The 19963-nt window shown below is 72.7% G+C and carries 18 protein-coding genes; 2 read left to right on the forward strand and 16 right to left on the reverse strand.

Annotation, left to right across the window (positions count from 1 at the left end; translation table 11 throughout):
• Positions 1–14: 14 nt before the first annotated feature.
• From acmB to VQ03_RS17855, 9 genes are all read right to left on the reverse strand, one after another.
• Complete coding sequence (gene acmB, locus VQ03_RS17815) at positions 15–1220, reverse strand: methyl acetate hydrolase AcmB (protein ID WP_048452235.1); 1206 nt, start codon at positions 1218–1220, stop codon at positions 15–17.
• Between the two features lie 82 nt (positions 1221–1302).
• Entirely contained in the window at positions 1303–2949 is a 1647-nt protein-coding gene (locus VQ03_RS17820; RefSeq protein ID WP_048452236.1) for a flavin-containing monooxygenase, read from the reverse strand.
• Between the two features lie 74 nt (positions 2950–3023).
• Positions 3024–3791 (reverse strand): SDR family NAD(P)-dependent oxidoreductase, encoded by a 768-nt coding sequence (locus tag VQ03_RS17825; RefSeq protein WP_048452237.1) that lies wholly within the window; start codon positions 3789–3791, stop codon positions 3024–3026.
• A 164-nt stretch (positions 3792–3955) separates the two neighbouring features.
• Positions 3956–4843 carry a helix-turn-helix domain-containing protein gene (locus tag VQ03_RS17830; RefSeq protein ID WP_048452238.1) on the reverse strand — a complete coding sequence of 296 codons (888 nt, stop codon included), beginning with the start codon at positions 4841–4843 and terminating at the stop codon, positions 3956–3958.
• A 206-nt stretch (positions 4844–5049) separates the two neighbouring features.
• Positions 5050–5250 (reverse strand): hypothetical protein, encoded by a 201-nt coding sequence (locus tag VQ03_RS17835; protein ID WP_048452239.1) that lies wholly within the window; start codon positions 5248–5250, stop codon positions 5050–5052.
• Positions 5247–6119, reverse strand: a complete 873-nt coding sequence (locus VQ03_RS17840; RefSeq protein WP_048452240.1) for an ABC transporter permease subunit — start codon at positions 6117–6119, stop codon at positions 5247–5249. Before VQ03_RS17840 ends, VQ03_RS17835 begins: the two co-directional genes overlap by 4 nt.
• On the reverse strand, positions 6116–6919 hold the full coding sequence (locus VQ03_RS17845) for a taurine ABC transporter ATP-binding protein (protein WP_048452241.1): 804 nt from the start codon (positions 6917–6919) through the stop codon (positions 6116–6118). Before VQ03_RS17845 ends, VQ03_RS17840 begins: the two co-directional genes overlap by 4 nt.
• Before the next feature lie 32 nt (positions 6920–6951).
• Positions 6952–7962 (reverse strand): taurine ABC transporter substrate-binding protein, encoded by a 1011-nt coding sequence (gene tauA / locus VQ03_RS17850; protein WP_048452242.1) that lies wholly within the window; start codon positions 7960–7962, stop codon positions 6952–6954.
• Positions 7963–8406: 444 nt separating this feature from the next.
• Positions 8407–11580, reverse strand: a complete 3174-nt coding sequence (locus tag VQ03_RS17855) for a PAS domain-containing protein (RefSeq protein WP_157064147.1) — start codon at positions 11578–11580, stop codon at positions 8407–8409.
• A gap of 350 nt (positions 11581–11930) precedes the next feature.
• Here VQ03_RS17855 and msrB point away from each other — a divergent pair, with 350 nt between their 5' ends.
• Positions 11931–12377, forward strand: a complete 447-nt coding sequence (gene msrB, locus VQ03_RS17860) for a peptide-methionine (R)-S-oxide reductase MsrB (RefSeq protein WP_048452244.1) — start codon at positions 11931–11933, stop codon at positions 12375–12377.
• A 10-nt stretch (positions 12378–12387) separates the two neighbouring features.
• On the opposite strand, the gene VQ03_RS17865 is transcribed toward msrB, so the two are convergent.
• The 5 genes from VQ03_RS17865 to VQ03_RS17885 form a co-directional block, all read right to left on the reverse strand.
• Positions 12388–12729 carry a winged helix-turn-helix domain-containing protein gene (locus tag VQ03_RS17865; RefSeq protein WP_048452245.1) on the reverse strand — a complete coding sequence of 114 codons (342 nt, stop codon included), beginning with the start codon at positions 12727–12729 and terminating at the stop codon, positions 12388–12390.
• A 100-nt stretch (positions 12730–12829) separates the two neighbouring features.
• Entirely contained in the window at positions 12830–14083 is a 1254-nt protein-coding gene (locus tag VQ03_RS17870; RefSeq protein ID WP_048452246.1) for a molybdopterin molybdotransferase MoeA, read from the reverse strand.
• Complete coding sequence (mobB, locus tag VQ03_RS17875) at positions 14071–14631, reverse strand: molybdopterin-guanine dinucleotide biosynthesis protein B (RefSeq protein ID WP_048452247.1); 561 nt, start codon at positions 14629–14631, stop codon at positions 14071–14073. The genes VQ03_RS17870 and mobB overlap by 13 nt, the downstream gene beginning before the upstream one ends.
• 2 nt (positions 14632–14633) lie before the next feature.
• The gene (locus VQ03_RS17880; RefSeq protein ID WP_048452248.1) at positions 14634–16607 is read right to left on the reverse strand and encodes a molybdopterin biosynthesis protein; all 1974 of its coding nucleotides are present in this window, start codon (positions 16605–16607) and stop codon (positions 14634–14636) included.
• Entirely contained in the window at positions 16604–17668 is a 1065-nt protein-coding gene (locus VQ03_RS17885) for a molybdopterin-binding protein (RefSeq protein WP_048452249.1), read from the reverse strand. Before VQ03_RS17885 ends, VQ03_RS17880 begins: the two co-directional genes overlap by 4 nt.
• A 281-nt stretch (positions 17669–17949) precedes the next feature.
• Here VQ03_RS17885 and VQ03_RS17890 point away from each other — a divergent pair, with 281 nt between their 5' ends.
• Entirely contained in the window at positions 17950–18408 is a 459-nt protein-coding gene (locus VQ03_RS17890; protein WP_245292116.1) for a hypothetical protein, read from the forward strand.
• A 15-nt stretch (positions 18409–18423) separates the two neighbouring features.
• Here the strand turns inward: VQ03_RS17890 and VQ03_RS17895 are convergent, their stop codons facing one another.
• Together VQ03_RS17895 and VQ03_RS17900 are read right to left on the reverse strand one after the other, a co-directional pair.
• Complete coding sequence (locus VQ03_RS17895) at positions 18424–18702, reverse strand: hypothetical protein (protein WP_083468069.1); 279 nt, start codon at positions 18700–18702, stop codon at positions 18424–18426.
• 7 nt (positions 18703–18709) lie between these two features.
• Positions 18710–19942 carry a GTP-binding protein gene (locus VQ03_RS17900; protein ID WP_048452250.1) on the reverse strand — a complete coding sequence of 411 codons (1233 nt, stop codon included), beginning with the start codon at positions 19940–19942 and terminating at the stop codon, positions 18710–18712.
• Between the last annotated feature and the right edge of the window lie 21 nt (positions 19943–19963).

The following is a 19963-nucleotide window of genomic DNA, read 5'->3' on the forward strand; positions in this document are numbered from 1 at the left end:
TCCGGCGCTTGTGATCAGGCGCCGCCGTGCAGGGCGCGGTACAGGGCCGTCTCGAAGGCAAGGTAGCCGCCGAACGAGGCCGGATCGCCGAAGGGCAGGATCTGCGTCGCCCAGAAGCCGCCGACCCCATTGTCGCGGTCGATCCAGTAGAACAGGTTGGCGAGGCCGGCCCAGCCGAGGGCGCCGGCCGGCCGGCCCGTCGGCGCCTCCGCGTCGTTGATCATGAAGGTCAGTCCCCAGGATTTCGGCAGGCCGGGGAAGAACTCCGCGTCGTTCGACAGGGCCGGGATCACGCCCGGCAGCATCGTCACGCGCTGGCCGTCGAGGTGGTTCTGCGCCGCCATGCGGATGGTCTCGGGCTTCAGCACCCGGCCGCCCTCGCCCTGGCCGTCGTTGAGCCACATGCGGATGAAGCGCATGTAGTCGCCGACCGTGCCGTAGAGCCCGTGGCCGCCCATATGGATCTCGGGGTCCTGCGGCAGCTCGAACGGCATCGCCGCGAGGGGGCCGTCGGCCTGGCGCGCCTGCATCCCGGCCACCCGCGCCCGCATCGCGTCGCTCAAGCCGAAGGCGGTGTCGCGCATCCCCAGGGGCTCGAAGATGCGGGCCCGGAAGACCTCGCCGAGGCGCTCGCCGGTGATCGCCTCGACGACCTGCCCGCACCAGTCGATGTTGCTGCCGTATTCCCAGCGCTCGCCCGGATCGAACAGCAGCGGCGTCGCCAGGGCCGCCCGCGTCGCCGTGATGACGCTGGGCTGGCCTCGCTCGGCGGCGAGCCGGGCATAGGTCTCGTTGAAGAAGTCGTAGCCGAGGCCGGCGGTGTGGGTCAGCAGCATCCGGGTGGTGATGTCGCGCTTCGGCGCCCGCAGCCGCGGCGCCCCATCCCCGCCGAACCCGTCGATGACCTGGAGCCGTCCGATCTCCGGCAGGTAGGTGCGGGCCGGCGCGTCGAGGTCGAGGCGGCCCTCCTCGACGAGCTGCAGCGCCGCCGTGCCGGTGACGGCCTTGGTGGTCGAGAACAGCGCGAAGACCGTGTCGGTCGTCATGGGATCGTCCGCGTCGAGGGTGCGCGCGCCGGCGGCACCCTCGTAGATCGTGCCCTGGCGGTCCGTCGCCATGGCGACGACGCCGGAGACGCCCGGCTCCGCCGCGACGGTGTCCCGCAGGATGGTGTCGGCCGCCGTCGCGAAGGCGGTCGCCGGGATCGTTGAGCTGGTCATGATCGAACTTCTCGTGGAGTCGGAAAGAAGGAGTGGCGAGCGACGCGGTGCGGGATCTGCCCCGTGCCAGCTCGGATGAGCGTCAGCGGAAGTTGAAGCCCGCATAGCCCCCGGCCGCGACCTCGTCGCATTTCTGGCGATAGGTGCCGACGCCGCCGATATAAGAGAGAAGCCGGCGCGGTTTGCCTTCGACGTTCGATCCCATGTACCAGGAGTTGGTCTTGGTCACGAGGGTCGCGGCGGCGATCTCGTCGTGATGCGCGACCCATTGGTCCTGAAACGTCTCGTCCGCCTCGACGATCTGAAGGTCGCGCCGACGCATATAGGCGATGCAGCCGGCGATCCATTCGGCCTGCTGTTGCAGGCAGGTCGTCATGTTGCACAGGGCGGCGGAAGGCGCGAGTGGCGCGGCGGTGGTGAACAGGTTCGGGTAGCCGTGAACCTGGACGCCCATGGTGGTGCGGATGTCCCGTCCCCATTCCTCCTTGAGCGAGCGCCCGCCGCGGCCACGGATGTCGATCCGGGTCAGGGCGCCGGTCCCGGCATCGAACCCGGTGGCGAGGATCAGGATGTCGAGGCGGTGCTCGGTGCCGTCCGCCAGGCGCAGGCCCGTGGGGGTGATGGCGGCGATCGGGTTGTCCTTGACGCTGACGAGCGAGACGTTCGGCCGGTGGAAGGCCTTGAGGAAGCCGCGCTCGAGCGGGACGCGGTGGGTGCCGAAGCCGTAATCCGTCGGGATGAGGGCGTCGCACAGGGCCGGATCCTTCAGCTCGGCGCGCATCTTGCCCCGCACGAACTCGGAGATCTCCGCGCTGACGCCCTCGTCGAAGAACATCTCGGCGAAGGAGGCGAGCCACAGCTTCAGCGAGCCATCCTCCCAGACCGCCTCGAGGATCGCGCGTCGTTTCGCTGGAGTCTTGTCGGCCCAGGCCCCGTTCTCGAAATCGTACTCGAAGCCCGAGAACGTGTGCGGAATGCGGGCGGCGAGGGCGTGGAACTTCGCCTTGTAGGCCTCCTGATCGGCCGGCGTGTAGGTGGGGTTCTTCATCGGCAGGACGTATTGCGGCGTCCGCACGAAGACCGAGAGATGGCCGACCGAGTCCGCAATGGTCTGGATGACCTGGATGCCGGTGGCGCCGATGCCGACGACGCCGACCCGCTTGCCGGAGAAGTCCACCGGCTCCTTGGGCCAGCGGGCGGTGTGGAAGACCTGGCCCTCGAAGCTGTCCTGGCCCGGAAACATCCCGGTGAGCGGCGCCGAGAGCATGCCGCAGCAGGTGATGAGGAAGCGGGCGTCGATGACCTGCCCCCGGTCGGTCTCGATCCGCCAGCGCCCGGTCGCCTCGTCGAAATGCGCGGCGGTGATGGTGGTCTCGAACTGGATGTCCTTGCGCAGGTCGAGACGGTCGGCGACGTAGTGCAGCCAGCGCTCGATCTCCGGCTGGGCCGGGAACTTCTCGCTCCAGCTCCAGCCCTTGTAGAGCTCTTCCGAGAACAGGTACTGGTAGATATACGCTTCCGAATCGAAGCGGGCGCCGGGATAGCGGTTCCAGTACCAGGTCCCGCCGACATCGGAGGCGGTGTCGAAGGCCCTCACCGTGAGGCCCTGCTCGCGCAGCAGGTGGAGCTGGTAGAGGCCGGCGACGCCGGCGCCGATCACCGCGGCATCGAGCGAGAGCGGCGCATCGGAGGAAACGGGCGCGCGCAGGGGCGATGTCACGACGGACATGTCTGTCTCCATCAACAGAGTGGCAGGGCAGGATTTGGTTGGAAATGGCGGGCCGACGGGTCGGCCCGGTCCGGTCAGCCGGCGGACATCGCGCCGTCGACGGAATACGCTCCGCCCGAGCAGAACCCGCTCTCGTCGCTGGCGAGGAACAGGGCGAGGGCGGCGACCTCCTCCGGCGTGCCGTAGCGGCCGGCCGGGATCCGGGCGGCGAAGCCGGTCTTCGCGGCGTCCGCCGCCCCGGGAGCCGCTCCCTCCTCGATGGCGCGCATCATCCGGGTCTCGATCGGCGACGGATGGATGGTGTTGACCCGGATCCCGTGCGGCGCCCCTTCGAGCGCGGCGCAGCGCATCAGGCCGAGGACGGCGTGCTTGCTGGCGGAATAGGCCGAGAGGCCGGCAAAACCGCGCAGGCCCGCGATCGACGAGGTGATGACGATGCTGCCGCCACCACGGCGCTGCATCGCCGGCATCGCTTCCCGCAGGGTGAGGAACACGCCGCGGACGTTGACGGCCATCACGCGGTCGAAATCCTCGATCGGGTATTCCGTCACCGGCAGGACCCGGCCCTCGATCCCGGCATTGCTGATCAGGATGTCGAGGCGGCCGTACCGATCGACGGCCGTGGCGGTCGCCCGCGCGACATCCTCCGGATCGGAGATGTCGGCGGCGCAGGCGCAGCAGCGTTCGGCGCCGAGCCGCGCGACCCGATCCGCCAGCCCCGCCTCGTCCCGGTCGACGAGACACAATGCGGCGCCCTCGCGGGCGAAGGCGGTCGCGATGGCGGAGCCGATGCCGCCCGCGGCCCCCGTGACGATCGCGACCTTGCGCGACAATCGAGGCATGGTTGTCCTCCCCTTCGATTGGCTGTCACGATCCGGCTTGGCGTCCCGGATAGTGGCGTCCCGGATTGTCCCGGGTGTCCGCCCATCAAGCCCGGCGGTCGGGGGAATGTCTTGAACGCAGGCCGTGGCCTGCGTTGTTCAAACTTGCTGCGTGCGAGGCACGCTCACCCGGTGACGCTCCGGCGGTACGAGGCCGGGGTCGTGTCGAGCAGGCTGCGGAAGGCGCGGGTCATGTGGCTCTGGTCGGAAAAGCCGCATTCGGCGGCGATCACCTTGAGCGGCAGATCGGGACGCGCCAGGAGGCGCTTGGCGGCGTCGAGGCGCCTTCCCATCACGTAGACATGCGGCGGGCAGCCGAAGGCGCAGCGGAATTTTCGCGTGAAGTGGAAGACGCTGAGGCCGACGACCCCCGCCATCTCGGCGAGGGTGAGGCCGCCGCCGAGATGGTCCTCGACATAGGCGCTGAGCCGCCGGCATTGGGCCGTCGAGAGCCCGCCCCCTGCGGTGGGCTCGCGGAACCGCACCTCGGCATAATGGCGCAGCAGGTGGATGCAGGCGGCCTGCCGCAGGGACTCGACGTAGAGGCTGCTGCCGAGGCCGCCCTGCCCCGCCTCCTGCGCGAAGCCGGCGACGAAGCCGGCGAGGACCGGATCGTCGGCCCGGAGCACGTCGCGCAGGTCCACCACACTGACCTCGCGCTGGTAGAGGTCGCTGGCGGTGCGGGTCACCGTCCCGGGTGCGAGATAGAGATGCAGGACCTCGATATCCTCGCTCCAGCGCCAGTGCGACGCTTGCGCATGGCTGAGGAACGAGATCGAGCCGGGCCACATCTGGTTGGCCTGCCAGTCGCCGGAACAGCGCCGGTGCATCGGCGTCGCCCCTTCCCGGTAGGCGACGAGCAGGTAGTCGCGCAAAGCCGGGATTTCCACGTCGGAGCCGGCATAGCGGTAGCCGACCACGCGCACCCCGTCCCAGGCCAGGGTGCCGCTATCCACGGTCCGGATTCCGGGGACCCAGATCGGAAGCTCGTCCGGCGTGATCGGCGTGCTCATGCGGATCCCCCAACCGTCGCGAACCGCTCGGCCGTCGCATCGGGTGAGAGAGCGTCGTCCTCTGGCGGCCTCCCGGGCTGCCACGCCGAAACCTGCACTATTTCAGCGAATGGACGCTGCTCGCACCGATTCGACCAGAGGATGTGTATTATCTTGCATGGTTCCGCTAGGCAAGGTCCCCGACCTCTGCAAAGCCGGGTCGCGGCTCAGCCGAACACCCGCCCCAGCGCCCCGTCGATCGCCTCCACGATCCGGCCGATATCCGTCGGGGTCGCGATCGGCGCCGGGCTCAGGCAGAGGGTGTCGTTGAGCCCGGTGAGCGAGCGGTTGGTGGCACCGATGGTGACGCCCTGCGCCAGGCATCGGGCGTCTCTCGAAGTGATGGATGGCGGCGGGCGGACCGTCACGCCTTGCCCTTCCAGGGGGTGAGGCGCCGTTCCAGCCGGCGCATGCCGAACTCGAAGGCGCCGGCGAGCGCGCCGATGACCAGGATGCCCATCACCACGATGTCGGTGCGCAGGAAGTTCGAGGCATTGAGCACCATCTGGCCGATGCCGGTCGAGGCCGCGACCATCTCGGCGGCGACGAGGGTGGTCCAGCCGACGCCCATGCCGATGCGAAGCCCCACCAGGATGTCGGGCAGCGCCGCCGGCAGGATCACGTGGCGGACCACCTGCACCCGGCTGGCGCCGAGCGCCCGGGCGGCGTTGATCTGGTCGAGGCTCGCCGCCGCGACCCCGGCCCGGGCGGCGAGCGCGACGGGCGCGAAGCAGGCGAGGAAGATCAGCAGGATCTTCGAGGTCTCGCCGATGCCGCACCAGATGATGACGAGCGGCAGGTAGGCGAGCGGCGGCAGCGGCCGGTAGAACTCGATGAAGGGATCGAGCACGGCGCGCAGGGTCGGGTTGAGGCCGGTGGCGAGGCCGAGAGGGATCCCGATCAGGGCCGCGAGCACGAAGGCGGCGGCGACGCGCAGGAGGCTCATGGCGACGTGCTCGAGGAGCGGCGCCCCGTCGATGCGCCCGTCCAGCGCGTCCGCGAAGGCCTTCAGCACGCTTCCCGGTCGGGGCAGGAACAAAGGCTTGACGAGGCCGAGTTGCGTCGCCGCGATCCAGGCGAGGAACGCGAGGGCGATCGTCGCGAGGCTGATCAGCCAGGCGGGCGGTGCGCTCCGGCGGATCGCGGTGCGGCGGACGGATGGAGGGCGCCTTGCCGCCTCGGGAGTGTGGGTGACGGCCTCGCCAGAATAGGCAGGGGGAGACACGAGGTGTCTCATGCGGCGGCTCCTCGGTCGGGCTCGGGTCTCGCCCCGCCATGGTCGTGGATGGAGCGCAGCACCCGCTCGCGCATGGCGATGAAGTCGGGGCTGGACTTCACCGCCCGGGCCTCCTCGCCGGCGAGGAAGCGGCGGCAGAAATCGAGCGGGATGATCTCGGCGATGCGCCCCGGCCGGGGCGTCATGATCACGAGCTTGGTCGCCAGGAAGATCGCCTCCTCGACCTCGTGGGTGATGAAGAACGCCATCTTCTGCGTCCGCGCCCAGATCGACAGGATCAGCTCCTGGATCTGCTCGCGGGTGAAGGCGTCGAGCGCGCCGAGGGGCTCGTCCATCAGCAGCATGCGCGGATCGGCGGCGAGCGCCCGGGCGATGCCGACGCGCTGCTGCATCCCGCCGGAGAGCTCGTAGATCCGCTTCTGCGCGACGTCGGCGAGGCCGACGAGGTCGAGCATGGCGCAGGCCCGCGCCTCGCGCTCGGGTCTGGCGACGCCCTGCATCTTCAGGCCGAAGGCAACGTTGGCGAGCACGGTGAGCCAGGGCATCAGGGCGTGGCGCTGGAACACCACGCCGCGATCGGCCCCCGGCCCGGTGACCGGTCGCCCGTCGAGGAGGATCTGCCCCTCCGTCGCCGGCAGGAAGCCGGCGATGCCGTTGAGGAGCGTGGTCTTCCCGCAGCCGGAGGCGCCGAGCGCCACGACGAACTCCCCCGGCTCGATCGTCAGGTCGATCCTGGACAGGGCGAGCGTCGCGCTCTCGCCCTCTCCGTATTGGACGCTGAGCTTGCGGATCTCCAGCATCGGCCGGTCTCCTCCGGATCGGGGCCTGCGGATCAGGGCTTGAGCGCGGCGTCGACCACGTCGGCGGTGACGAAGGCGCCGTAATTCGGCGCGAGATCGGGCACGCGGCCCTGCTCCTTCAGGAACTCCGCCGTCGACTTGAGCGCGTCGGCCGCCCCACCGCCGAGCCAGCGCGGCGACGCCTGCTCGGCGAGCGTCGGGAAGCGGTAGGCGGCGAGCGCTTCCGGCACGTCGGCCGGCGCGGCGCCGGTCCATTTGGCGATCGCCGCCACCTGCGGCGAGGCCGTGGTCCAGGTGCTGCCGGACTTGGCGTAGTCGGCGTCGGCGGCGGCGAGCAGCCGGACGAAGGTGACCAGGAAGTCGCGGTGGGCGGACAAGAATGCGTCGGTCGCCACGATGCCGTCGAAGGTCGCCTTGCCCTTGGCGGCGAAGTCGCCGGCCGAGGCCAGGACCGTGCCGCTCTTCTTCACGTTCGTCAGCACCGGCGCCCAGATGAAGGCGGCGTCGAGGTCGCCGCGCTCCCAGGCCGCCGCGATCTCCGGCGGGCGCATGTTGAGGACCCGGACGTCCTTCGGGCTCAAGCCTGCTTCCTTGAGGGCGAACATCAGCTGGTAATGGGCGGTGGAGACGAAGGGCACGCCGACCGTCTTGCCCTTGAGATCCTTGATCGACGTGATCCCGGTGCCCTTGCGGGCGACGAGCTGCTCGGCGTCGCCGATGTCGTCGAGGATCCAGAACAGCTTGAGCGGCAGACCCTGCGAGGCGGCCGCGGCGATCGGCGAGGAGCCGGCCTCGCCGAGATCAACGTTGCCCGAGGCCATGGCGCGGATCACGTCGCCGCCGCCGCCGAACTTGACCCATTTCACCGTGTAGCCGGTCTGCTTCTCCAGCTCACCGCTCTCCATCAGCACGCGGATCGGCGTCGTCATGTCCTGGTAGGCGAAGGTGACGGTCTTCCCGGCCGCCAGCGCCGGGCCGGGCCCGGCCAGCGCGCCGAGGGCCGTGGCGACGAGAGCGGACAGCAGGGTCTTACGGGTGATCATGCGCAATCCTCGTGGCGAGCCCGGCGAGCGAGCGCCTGCCGTCCAGCCGCAAGCAGATCTCGGGCCGGAATTCGCAGGCCGGTGCGATCCGGCCGGGAATAGGGCCGGCCGGGGCGGCGGCAGCCGCTCGCGCAGGGGAGCATCCGGCGCCGGTTTCCGGCCCGGCCCACGCAAGGTCAAGCCCACCCGCGACCGGTCTCGATCACGTCGGGAAACGATATTCTCCCTTTGCGCCCAGCAGAAAGACGGTCCCTCTTGCCGATGGGCGGTGCTGGCGCGCTGAGTCTCCCTCGATCCGGGATGAAAGAGAAAAATTTTTACTTGTGAGGCAGGGGTTCGCGACCGAACAGAGTCATGCGAATGCCGCTCGATCTGTTCGAATGGCGGTCAGGCGCCTCTCCCCTCGCCCGAGCGGGGCCGGGGCGAAGATGCTACGGTATTCCATCACGCCAGTGCCTTCCGCCGCGGCCTGCGCCGCGTGACCTTGCGCAGGATGCGCGAGACCTGCTCGGCCGAATAGGGCTTCTGCAGGAGCTCGAAGCCGGCCGAGCTTTCCTCGGCGAGCACGTGGCTGTAGCCGGAGGCGAGCACCACCGGCAGGTGCGGCAGGCGCCGGGCGAGGAGCCGGGCGAACGCGATCCCGCCCATGCCCGGCATGACGACGTCGGAGAACACCACGTCGAAGCCGGCGCCGTCGGGCCCGAGCTTGGCGAGGGCGTCCTCGGCGTTCACCGCCCAGGTCGTGGCGTAGCCGAGATCCTCCAGGATCTGGGTCGCGAAGCGCCCGACCTCGAGATTGTCCTCGACCACCAGCACCCGCTGGCCGACGCCGCCGGGATCGACCTGCTCGGGATCGGCCTGGGGCCCCTCCCCCGCGGCGAACTCGGCCTCGACCTCGGGCAGGTAGAGCGTGAAGGTCGTGCCCCGCCCCGGCACGCTCTCGACCGCGACGTCGCCGCCCGATTGCTTGGCGAAGCCGAAGACCTGGCTGAGCCCCAGGCCCGTGCCGCGCCCGACCTCCTTGGTGGTGAAGAACGGCTCGAAGACCCGCGACAGCAATTCGGGCGGGATGCCGGTACCGGTATCGTGCAGCGAGACCGCCGCGAACGGCCCCGCCGCCCCGGCATGGCCCCGGATCGGCGGCAGGTCGACGCCGCAGGCGAGGCGCAAGGTCAGGGTGCCTTCGCCCGCCATCGCGTCGCGGGCATTGACCGCCATGTTGACGAGCGCCGTCTCGAACTGGCTCGCATCCACCCGCACGAAGCAGGGATGGTCCGGCACCTCGGTCGCCACCGTGATCCGGGCGCCCGTCACGGTGTCGATGAGGTCGGCCACGACGCGCAGGCGGGCGCCGACATCGAGGGTCTCGGGCTTGAGGGCCTGGCGGCGGGCGAAGGCGAGGAGCTGCGAGGTCAGCTTGGCGGCCCGGTCCACCGTTTCGGAGACCGCCGTGAGGTAGCGGCTCCGCCGGGCCTCGGGCAGGTCCGGCCGGCGCAGGAAATCGACCGAGGAACGGATGATGGTGAGCAGGTTGTTGAAGTCGTGGGCGACGCCGCCGGTGAGCTGGCCCACCGCCTCCAGCTTCTGCGACTGGCGCAAGGCCTCCTCGGCCTGGGCCAGGGCGGCGGCCTGGGCCTTCTCGGCGGTGACGTCGCGGCCGCTGGCGAAGACGAGGCCGCCCTCGACCGAGGTGTGCCAGGACAGCCAGCGCGGGGTGCCGTCCCGGTGGATGTAGCGGTTCTCGAAATTGGTGAGGTGGCGGGCCGCGACGGCGGCGGCGAGCGCGGTCGTCGTCGCCTCGGCATCGTCCGGCCAGAGGAAGTCGAGGAAGCTGCGCCCCACCACCTCGGCGGGATCGTGGCCGAGGATCTCCTCCCAGGCCGGGTTGACCGCGCGGAAGATGCCGTCGCCCCCGACCACCACCAGCAGGTCGCGGGAGTTGCGCCAGACCCGGTCGTGCTCGGCCGTGCGCTCCGCGACCCGCTGCTCGAGCGTCTCGTTGAAGCGCACCAGCTCGGCCATCATCCGCTTCTGGTCGTCGATATCGGTGCTGGTGCCGACCCAGCGGGTCACCGCGCCGACGCCCGACAGGACCGGCTGCGCCCGGGCCAGGAACCAGCGATAGGTTCCGTCGGCGCGCCGCAGGCGGTACTCGCACTGGTAGCCGGTGCGGTCCTCGACCGCCTCCCGCCACACCGCCGCCACGCGCGCCCGGTCGTCGGGATGGATGATCGCCTGCCAGCCCTCGGCATCGAGGCCGCCTGGGGACGCATTCGTATAGGCGTAGACCCGCTCGTTGAACCAGGTCGCGCGCCCCCGCGCGTCGGTGGACCAGACGAAGTTGGGCAGGACCTGCGACAGGATGCGGAACTGCTCCTCGCTGTCGCGCAGCGCCGCCTCGGCCCGCTTGCGGGCCGTGATGTCGATGGCGGTGCCGACCACGCGGATGCAGGCCCCGCCCTCGAACAGGCCGCGGCCCTTGGCGGCGACCCAGCGGACCTGCCCGTCCTCCTTGCCGACCGTCCGGTACTCCACGTCGTACACGGCGCGTCGGGCGGGATCCGTGGCGGCGTGATAGGCCGCCACGGTCGCCTCCCGGTCCTCCGGGTGGAGCCCCGCGTAGTAGTCGGCCATCGAGACCGGCACCTCGGGCGAGATGCCGAACATCGCCTTGACGCGCGCCGGCCAGTACAGGGTCCCGGCGACGACGTCGACGTCCCACAGCCCGATCTCGGCGGCCTCGGTGGCCAGCCGCAGCCGCGCCTCGCTCTCGCGCAGGCGGTCCTCGGCCTGCCGGCGCGCCGTGTCGTCGAGGTGGAGCCCGTCCCAGATCACCTGGTCGTCGACGAGGCGCGGCGCCGAGATGATGCGGGTCTGGACGAGGCCGCCGTCGGGGCGGCGCATCGGCACCTCGACGTCGAAATGGGAGAGGGTCCGGATCGCCTCCGCTTCCGCCTCGGCGATCCGCGCCCGGTGCTCGGGCAGGATCAGGTCGTAGGCGGCGGCGGGATCGGCCAGCACCGCCTCGGCCGGCACCCCGGTCACGCGCTCGAAGCCCTGCGAGACGGTGACGAAGCGCCGGCCGGCCCCGTCCCGAGGGGTGGCGATCTGGAACACGTAGCCGCCCGGCAGGTGGTCGGTCACGGCCCGCAGGCGCGCCTCCGCCTCGCGCAGGCCGGTCTCGGCGACGACGCGTCCGGTCGTCTCGGTGCAGGTGCAGAACATGCCGACGACCCGGGCCGCCTCGTCCCGCAAGGGGGAGTAGGAGAAGGTGAACCAGGTCGGCTCGTCGTAGCCGTGCCGGCGCATCAGGAGCGGCATGTCCTCCGACCAAGTCGGCTCGCCGGAGAGCGCCCGGTCGACGAGCGGCGCGACGTCCGGCCAGATCTCCGACCAGATGTCGCGGAAGCGCCGGCCGAGGGCGGCGGGGTGCTTGTCGCCGAGGATCTCCGCATAGGCGTCGTTGTAGAGGAAGCCGAGCTCGGGCCCGAAGGCCACGAACATCGGGAAGCGCGAGCCAAGCATCAGGCTCAAGGTCGCGCCCAGGCAGGCCGGCCAGGTCTCCGGCCACCCGAGGGGCGAGCCCGACCAGTCGTGGGCGCGCATCATCGCGCCCATCCGCCCGCCTCCGGCCAGGAAGGGTGGAGATGCGGGGGCTGTGCTCTCAGGCATGCGGCGGGACGAGGTTCGATCGCGGGGTCATGGGGCCGGGACGGGCGAGGCTCGCAGAGGTTGCGCTCCCGCGGCTCGCGTCAAGATCTTACTGTCGATCCCGAGACCGACGGAAGGGCCGGCGAGGCGACGTCCCGGTCCGCATGCCGTCACCAGATGTCCTCACCGAACGACGTCACCTGGAGGCGCTGCCGGGCGCCATGGGTCCCGGGACGATCGCGGCTCCGCCCTTCGCCTGCACCGCGAGCGGGCCCATATGGGGCTTTCACCAACGAGATGTCCTCGGAGACTACCGGATGCCGACCTACACCAAGGATGCCGCCGTCATCGCCAGGCTCACCCCCGAGCAGTACCGCGTCACGCAGCAGAACGGCACGGAGCGGCCCGGGACCGGCGAGTACCTGGAGAACAAGCAGCCGGGGATCTACGTCGACATCGTGTCGGGCGAGCCCCTGTTCGCCTCCTCCGACAAGTACGAGTCCGGCTGCGGCTGGCCGAGCTTCACGAAGCCGATCGAGCCGGCGCACGTGACGGAGCTGCGCGACACCACCCACGGGATGATCCGTACCGAGGTCCGCTCGAAGCACGGCGACAGCCATCTCGGCCACGTCTTCCCGGACGGGCCGCGCGACCGGGGCGGCCTGCGCTACTGCATCAACTCCGCCTCGCTGCGCTTCGTCCCCCGCGACCGGATGGAGGACGAGGGCTACGGCGCCTACCTGGATCAGGTCGCGGAAGGCTGAGGCCGGCCGGTCAGGAGGCCGCGACGGCGCCTTCGAGGCCGGAGAGGTGCCGGGCCGCCGCCGCGGCCGCGTCGCGCTCGATGGCGCGGTAGCAGGCGACCAGGCGCCCGCCGAACGGCGTGACGCGGGCGCCGCCGCCGCTGCGCCCGCCGACCTGCCCCTCGACCACCGGCTCGGCGAAGGACCGGTTCAGCTCGTCGACCAGCATCCAGGCGCGGCGATAGGACATTCCGAGCGCCCGCCCGGCCGCCGAGATCGAGCCGTGCTCGGCGATGGCCTCGAGGAGGCGGATCTTTCCGGGGCCAACCCGGATCCCGGGGCCGAGGTCGAGGCGGATGCTGAGCGAGGCCATGGCGGTGCCTTGAGGCGGCGTCCCGGGCGGTCCCGGACGTGGACGGCGTTTCGGTTCACCCCGGTTCACGTCGCCTTGTCGAGCCTCCGGGGGGCCTCGCTCACCACAGCAGCGGGTGCAGGAAGACCTCCACCGGGTCTCCCTCCTCCACCCCGGTCGTCGCCTCCGGCAACTCGGCGAGCCCGTCGCTGCCGGTGAGCGAGGACAGGATCCCGGCGCCGTCGCGGGGGAACTTCACCGCCTCCACCCCTCCGTCGGCCCCCCGCCGCAGGGAGACGCGGACATATTCCCGCCGGCCGGCCTTCTTGCGGTAGCGGAAGGCGGCGCGGGCGGGCTGGCTCGCCGGCGCATCGGGCAGGGCGCCGCCGAGGCGGGCCAGCAGCGGGCGGACCACGAACAGGAGCGTGACGTAGACCGCGACGGGATTGCCCGGCAGGCCGACGAAGGCGGTGTCGCCGATCAGCCCCATCGCGACGGGACGGCCCGGCTTGATCGCCAGGCGCCAGAAGACCAGCCGGCCGATCGCCTCCACCGCCGCCTTGACGTGATCCTCCTCGCCGGTCGAGACGCCGCCCGAGGTGAGGATCAGGTCGTGCCCGGAGGCGGCGGCCCGCAGGCGCTCCGGCAGGAGGGTGGGATCGTCGCGCAGGATGCCGAGGTCGCTCACCTCCGCCCCGAGGCGGCGCAGCAGCGCGCAGAGGAGGACCCGGTTCGAATCGTGGATCGCGCCCGGCCGCAGGGCGGCGCCCGGCTCGGCCAGCTCGTCGCCGGTGGAGAACACCGCGACCCGCAGGCGGCGGCGCACCGGGAGCCGGGCATGGCCGGTGGCCGCGGCGAGCGCCAGGTCCGGCGGGGTCAGGCGGCGGCCGGCCGGAACGACGATGCTGCCGCGGGCGACGTCCTCCCCGGCTAGGCGCCGGTTGGCGCCGGGCTTGAGGCCGGCGGGCAGCGCGACGGCCTCGCCCGCGCGGCGCACATCCTCCTGCATGAACACCGTATCGGCCCCGGGCGGCATCGGCGCGCCGGTGAAGATCCGCATCGCGGAGCCGGCCAAGGCCGCGGCGTCCGGCGCGGCGCCGGCGGGCAGGCGCCCGCGCACCGGCAGCACGGTCTCCGCGCCCGGCGAGAGGTCGGCGTAGCGCACGGCGTAGCCGTCGACGGCGGAGTTGTCGAAGGGCGGCAGGTCGAGGCCGGCGCGCACATCCGCGGCGGCGATCCGCCCGTCGGCCTCGCCGAGGGAGACCGTCTCGATTCCGGCGAGCACCGGCAGCCGCTCCCCGATGAGGGCGCCGGCCTCCTCGACCGAGAGCAGCGGGCCGCCGAAGGCGAAGCAGTCGTCAGTCAGCTGCGCCATGAGTTCCAGCCTCTTGGAGTTCCAGCCTCTCGAGGGTCCAGCGCCTCCAGGACCGCTGCGAGGGGCGCCGACCGCGCCAGCACGATATCGGCGACCTCCTCCACCGCGTCGAGAGGCACGACCGGCCGGCCGGCCTCCGGGAACGGATGGTCGCTCGCCACCGCGACGATGCGGGGATCGTCCGGGTGGAGCGGCGGGCGGCCGTTGGCGTGGCGGTAGACCTCCAGCTTCGGATGCGCCTCGCGCTTGAAGCCCTCGATCACCGCGAGGTCGCAGGGCCCGAGCCGGCGCAGCAGGTCCGGCAGGCGCGCCTCCTCCTCGACCTCGCGGATCTGCACGAAGCGCCGGCGCGACGAGACGATCACCTCGCAGGCGCCGGCCTCGCGGTGACGAAAGGAATCCTTGCCGGGCTGGTCGACGTCGAAGGCGTGGTGGGCGTGCTTGAGCGTCGCCACGCGCAGCCCCCGGGCGCGCAAGGTCGGGATCAGCCGGACGAGGAGAGTCGTCTTGCCGGCACCGGACCAGCCGGCGAGGCCGATGACCCGCATCGCTAACCTCCCGCCCGCGTGAAGCCGAGGCCGGCGAGGTCGGCGGCCAGGGCCGGATCGTCCAGGAGAGCCAGGAAGGCCGCCAGCGCCGGCTCGCCGCGGCGCTCCTCCCGGTAGGCGAAATCGTAATGCTCCCCGGTCAGCGGCAGGAAGCCGAGGCCGTAATCCTTCGCCACCGTGGCGATCGCCACCCCCCAATCCGCCCGACCTTGAGCGACCGCCGCCGCGACGGCGTTGTGCGAGCGCGGCTGGTTCCAGTAGCCGGGCGGACGGGCCCCGTTCAGCAATCCCTCGACCAGGGCCCGCGTCCCGGCCCCGGTGTTGCGGTTGACCATCACGGCCGCCTCGTCGGCGAGGGTCCGCGCCACCGCGTCCCGCGCCGGCAGGCCCTCGAAGCGGGGATCGCCGGCCCGGAACACCACGCCCTGCAGCCGGCGCCATCCGGGAGCCAGGGCGAGGCCGGGGGTGAGATAGGGCGCGTTGTAGCGCCCGGTCTCGGGATCGAGGAGGTGCATGGCGGCGAGGTCGCACTCGCCCCGCCGCAAGGCCGCTAGGCCCCCGGCGGAGCCGACCCAGAGGGTGCGGGCCGAGACGCCGCGGCCCGCGAGGTGCCCGACCAGCCGGTCGAGGCCGAGGCAGTGGCTGCCGACGATCATCAGGTCCGGCGGGCGCGCCGCCCGGCCGATCCGGGACACGCGCACGGTCTCGCCGGCCTCGATCCCGGACCGGTTCGCCGGCACCGCGAAGAACCCGTCGGCCTGCGAGAAGGCGGTGACGGCGCCCGAGCCCTTGGCGAGGGGCAGGGCGACCAGCCCCTCCGCCCCGCGGGAGAGCGCCGCCATCACGTATTCGGTGCGGCCGAGCTCGGAAGGCAGGCGCTGCGGCAGGCGCGCCTCCACGCTCTCCTCCTCCCGGGCGGGCAGGCCCGCCTGCGCCCGGATCAGCGGCACCACGAATTCGTGGAAGGTGAACATCGCGGATGTCGGGAAGCCCGGCAGCACCACCACCGGCACGGTGCCGGCACGCGCGAGGCAGAGCGGCTTGCCGGGCTTCAACGCCACGCCGTGGACCAGGATGCCGGGCTCCGCCAGCCGCGACAGGATGCGGTGCGAGACGTCCCCCGCCCCCTTCGAGGTCCCGCCCGACAGGACCACGAGGTCGGCCGTCGCGAGGGCGGCGCGCAGGGCCGCGTCCAGCGCCGCCTCGTCGTCCGGCACGATCCCGCCCGGAACCGCGACGCCGCCATTCTCGGCGACGCTCGCCGCCACGATGGCGCCGTTCGAATCGTAGAGGCGGGCCGGGGCCAGGGGCCGGCCCGGCGCCACCAGCTCGTCGCCGGTGGAGAGCACCGCGACGCGCGGCCGGCGCACGACGGACACCTCGGCGAGGCCGCAGGCCGCCAGCATGCCGATCTCCCGGGCGGTGACCGGGGTGCCGCGGCGCAGCACCGTCTCGCCCCGGGCCATGTCGGCGCCCGCATAGCCGACGAACCGGCCCGGGCCGGCGGGCTGGCCCAACGCGATCGCCGGCTCCGGCCCGTCCTCGAACTCCGTCGCCTCGACCATCACCACGGCGTCGGCGCCGCGGGGCAGCACGCCGCCGGTGGCGATCGGCGTCGCGGTGCCGGGGCCGACGGCGAGCGCCGGCGCGACCCCGCAGGCCAGGATCTCGGCATTCAGGACGAGGCGGCGCGGTTCGGTCTCGCTCGCCCCCTCGGTGTCGGCGCTGCGCACGGCGAAGCCGTCCACCAGGGCGCGGTCGAAGGGCGGCACGTCGATCGGCGAGGCGATGTCGGCGGCGAGCACCCGGCCCAGGGCCTCGTGCAGCGGCACGGTCTCGGCCGGCAGCGGCGCGTGCGGCACGGCCTCGCGCCAGCGCGCCATCGCCTCGTCCCGGCTCACCACCGCCAGGAACTGCTCCTGGCGGGAGGCGGCGGCGAGGCGCGTGAGGAAGGCGTCGGCGGGGGAAGCGGTCAAAGGAGCAGCACCTCGACGGGAGTGCCGGCGGGATAGCCCTCATGCGCCGGCGGCACCAGCAGGGCGGCATCCGCCCCGGCCAGGCGGTGGAGCGGGATCTCGTTCCCGCCGAGGGGGGCGGCGCCGGCCGGGACGCGGCGCAGGAACACCAGTTCGGTCAGTCCGATGACGGACGCGACCTTGCGGGTCAGCGGAAGGGTCGGCGACGCCTCCGGCGCGGCCCCGGCGAGGGCGGCGAGCAGCGGATTGCCGAGGGCGAGCCAGGCGGCGAGCGCCGCATCCGGCCGGCCCGGCAGCAGCAGCACCGGCCGCCCCGCCGCCTCGCCGAAGCCGGCGCTCTCGCCGGGCCGCAGGGCGATGCCGTGGGCGTGGAGCCGCCCGGCTTGCGCGAGCGCCGCGGCGGCGGCGTCCCGCCGCCCGGATCCGGTGCCGCCGATCACCACCACCGCGTCGGCGCCCGGCGCCTGGAGGGCGGCGGCGAGGTCGTCGGCTTCCGCCGGGCGCGCGATCGTCTCGGCGGTGCCGCCCCGGGCGGCGATCCAGGCGCGCAGGACCGGCGACAGGGTGTCGGGTCCGGCGGCGAGGAGCCGCAGGTGCGGACGGCGGACCGAGACCTGGCCGAGGCCCGCCGCCGCCAGGGCGAGGCCGTGGAGCGCGCTCACCCGCTCGCCCGCGGCGACGAGCCGGGTGCCGGGCGGCAGCTCGGTGCCGGGTGCGCGCGTCCCCTCCCCGGCGGCGGCTTCGGCCTCGATCTCCCGCGGGTCGGGGCCGATCGCCTCGGGCGGCAGCAGCGCATCGGTGCCGGGGGGAAGGGCTGCGCCGGCCTCGACCCAGGGTGGCGCGCCCCCGAGGCGCACCGGGCCGTAGGGCGAGGCGCCGGTGCTCTCCGACGCCCTCACCGCCCAGCCGTCGCGGAGGGCGATCCGCGCCTCCGGCCGGCCCGCCTCGACCGCGACGTCCCGGGCCGCCACGGCGCCCACGGCCCCGGCCGGGCTCACCGATACGGGCGCGACCGGGCGCGCGAGGGCGGCGAGTGCCGCCACCGCCTCGGCGACGGGCATCAGCGCGGTCGTGGACGCCCGCGGCGTCACCGGCGGGCGCCGGGGTGGAGGGGCGAGGCCATGCGGCTGTCCTGGTCCCGGGGCGAAGGGTGAGCCGATGCGGCAAGCGCCGGCCGGGATCAAGGTTTCGCGGCCGGGCGGAGAACCCGCCGGAGAAAATGTCGCGGAAGGCCGCGCCGTGCACGGGGCGCCCGGCGAGGGTTCGCGTCCCCCGACGAATCTGGCAAGCTTCGGCCTCAAGGCCCGACGATACGTCGCTCCGCCGGCCTCGGGAGTCGGGAATGCCGGAAGCCCTCGTCGATCTCGCGCCCGGCCCGTCCCGGGCGGACGTCGCGCGGGTCGCGCGTCAGCTGCGCCGCCTCGAGGCGCTCGCCGCGCGGCACCGCTTCCGCCGGCGCGTCATCCGCCTGGTGCGCGGCGGCGCGGGCGGAGGCGCCGCGTTCCTCGTTCTGGTGAAGGCCAAGCTCGTGGGCTCGCTCGCCGGCAAGCTCGCCATCGCGGCCCTGGTCGGCCTCGGCTTCGCCTGGCCCCTCGCCGCCCTCGCGCTCGTCATGCTCCTCACGGTCGTGGCGGCCCTGCTCGAATGCGAGCCGTTCGGCGTCGATGCCTGCGACTGCTTCGGTCCCAACGCCCGCCGCGCGCGGCTGCGGGCGCTGATCGCGCAGCGCCGGGCCTGGCTGGCCGTGCCGGCCGGCGAGGCGCCGCGGATCCGGAACGGCAGCGCGCCGGCGCGGCGGTGACGGGCGTGCGAGGCGCTACGGATCGGCGCCCTCATCCGCCGCCACGATGTCGGCATCGGTCACCGCCTCGACCGGCTTGCCGATCGTGAGCGCCCGGGTCGGAAGGCGAGCCCGCATCAGCAGGATCACGGTCTCGATGTCCGGGCAGCCGGGATCGGCGCAGGCGATCTCGTTGACCGAGAGCACGTCCTCCTCCGCGAGTGCGAGGACCCGGCGAGCCCGGGCGGCCAGGGCCTGGCGCCCGGGGGCCTGCTCCCGCGCCCGGGCGCGCAGGGTCTTGAGGCTCGGGAACACGGCCGGCTCAGGCCGCGCTCGCACCCCAGGCCGGGAACGGATCGGGCAGGGCCCGGTCCGCCGCCGCGGGCCCGGTCTCCGCGCCGACGAGGCACGCGTCGAGGGCATGCCGGATCGCCGCCTCGTCGAGCCCGGTGCCGATGAACACCAGTTCCTGGCGCCGGTCGCCCCATGCGTCGCTCCAGTGCCGCGCGAGCATGTCCCGCGATTCGGGATGATCGGGCCAGCGCGAGCGCGGCACCGCGGCCCACCAGCGGCCGAGCGGCGTCACCCGCGCCGCCGCGCCGGCGAGCGAGAGTTCTCCGACCCAGTCCGGACGGGTCGCGAGCCAGAAATGGCCCTTGGCCCGGATCAGCCCCGGCCAGGTCGCCTTGGTGAAGGCGTCGAACAGCGCCGGGTGGAACGGGCGGCGGGCCCGGTAGACGAAGGACCTGATGCCGTATTCCTCGGTCTCCGGCACGTGCTCGGCGGCGCCGTACAATTCCTTGAACCAGAGCGGGTGGGTCTGGGCCTTCTCCTCGCTGAACAGGCCGGTCTCCAGGACGGTGCCGAGGGACACCCGGCCGAACCCGGCCTCGACGATCCGGGCGTCGCCGTTGAGGCCGCGCACGACCTTGCGCACGAGGTCCCGCTGCTCGGGCGAGACGTCGCCGGCCTTGTTGATCACCACGACGTCGGCGAACTCGATCTGCTCGACCAGGAGGTCGACCAGGGTGCGCGTATCCTCCTCGCCGGCCGTCTCGCCGCGGTCGCGCAGGACATCGTGCGAGCCGTAGTCGCGCAGCAGGTTCACCGCGTCGACCACCGTCACCATCGCGTCGAGGCGGGCGATGTCGGACAGGGACTGCCCGTCCTCGTCGCGGAACGAGAAGGTGCTGGCGACGGGCAGCGGCTCGGAGATGCCGGTGCTCTCGATCAGCAGGGCGTCGAAGCGGCCCTCCTCGGCGAGGCGGCGCACCTCCCGCATCAGGTCGTCGCGCAGGGTGCAGCAGATGCAGCCGTTGGTCAGCTCGACCAGGCGCTCTTCGGTGCGCGACAGGCCGGCCTCGCCGGCCCGCACGAGGTCGGCGTCGATGTTCACCTCGCTCATGTCGTTGACGATGACGGCGACCCGCCGTCCCTCGCGGTTGGCCAGGACGTGGTTGAGCAAGGTCGTCTTCCCCGCGCCGAGGAAGCCGGACAGGACCGTGACGGGCAGGCGGGAATCGCTGGGGCGAGCGTCGAGCCGGTGTTCGGGCATGGATGGGCACCTCCTGGTTTG

The organism is Methylobacterium tarhaniae (assembly GCF_001043955.1).
GTDB lineage: Bacteria > Pseudomonadota > Alphaproteobacteria > Rhizobiales > Beijerinckiaceae > Methylobacterium > Methylobacterium tarhaniae.

What these genes read in the sequence shown, in the direction of transcription:
- acmB (WP_048452235.1), bottom strand. Translation starts at nt 1,220, where the DNA reads ATGACCAGCTCAACGATCCCGGCGACCGCCTTCGCGACGGCGGCCGAC.
- VQ03_RS17840 (WP_048452240.1), bottom strand. Translation starts at nt 6,119, where the DNA reads ATGAGACACCTCGTGTCTCCCCCTGCCTATTCTGGCGAGGCCGTCACC.
- VQ03_RS17855 (WP_157064147.1), bottom strand. Translation starts at nt 11,580, where the DNA reads ATGGGCGCGATGATGCGCGCCCACGACTGGTCGGGCTCGCCCCTCGGG.
- msrB (WP_048452244.1), top strand. Translation starts at nt 11,931, where the DNA reads ATGCCGACCTACACCAAGGATGCCGCCGTCATCGCCAGGCTCACCCCC.
- VQ03_RS17845 (WP_048452241.1), bottom strand. Translation starts at nt 6,919, where the DNA reads ATGCTGGAGATCCGCAAGCTCAGCGTCCAATACGGAGAGGGCGAGAGC.
- VQ03_RS17885 (WP_048452249.1), bottom strand. Translation starts at nt 17,668, where the DNA reads ATGCCCGTCGCCGAGGCGGTGGCGGCACTCGCCGCCCTCGCGCGCCCG.
- VQ03_RS17890 (WP_245292116.1), top strand. Translation starts at nt 17,950, where the DNA reads ATGCCGGAAGCCCTCGTCGATCTCGCGCCCGGCCCGTCCCGGGCGGAC.
- VQ03_RS17820 (WP_048452236.1), bottom strand. Translation starts at nt 2,949, where the DNA reads ATGTCCGTCGTGACATCGCCCCTGCGCGCGCCCGTTTCCTCCGATGCG.
- VQ03_RS17900 (WP_048452250.1), bottom strand. Translation starts at nt 19,942, where the DNA reads ATGCCCGAACACCGGCTCGACGCTCGCCCCAGCGATTCCCGCCTGCCC.
- tauA (WP_048452242.1), bottom strand. Translation starts at nt 7,962, where the DNA reads ATGATCACCCGTAAGACCCTGCTGTCCGCTCTCGTCGCCACGGCCCTC.
- VQ03_RS17870 (WP_048452246.1), bottom strand. Translation starts at nt 14,083, where the DNA reads ATGGCGCAGCTGACTGACGACTGCTTCGCCTTCGGCGGCCCGCTGCTC.
- VQ03_RS17830 (WP_048452238.1), bottom strand. Translation starts at nt 4,843, where the DNA reads ATGAGCACGCCGATCACGCCGGACGAGCTTCCGATCTGGGTCCCCGGA.
- mobB (WP_048452247.1), bottom strand. Translation starts at nt 14,631, where the DNA reads ATGCGGGTCATCGGCCTCGCCGGCTGGTCCGGTGCCGGCAAGACGACT.
- VQ03_RS17865 (WP_048452245.1), bottom strand. Translation starts at nt 12,729, where the DNA reads ATGGCCTCGCTCAGCATCCGCCTCGACCTCGGCCCCGGGATCCGGGTT.
- VQ03_RS17825 (WP_048452237.1), bottom strand. Translation starts at nt 3,791, where the DNA reads ATGCCTCGATTGTCGCGCAAGGTCGCGATCGTCACGGGGGCCGCGGGC.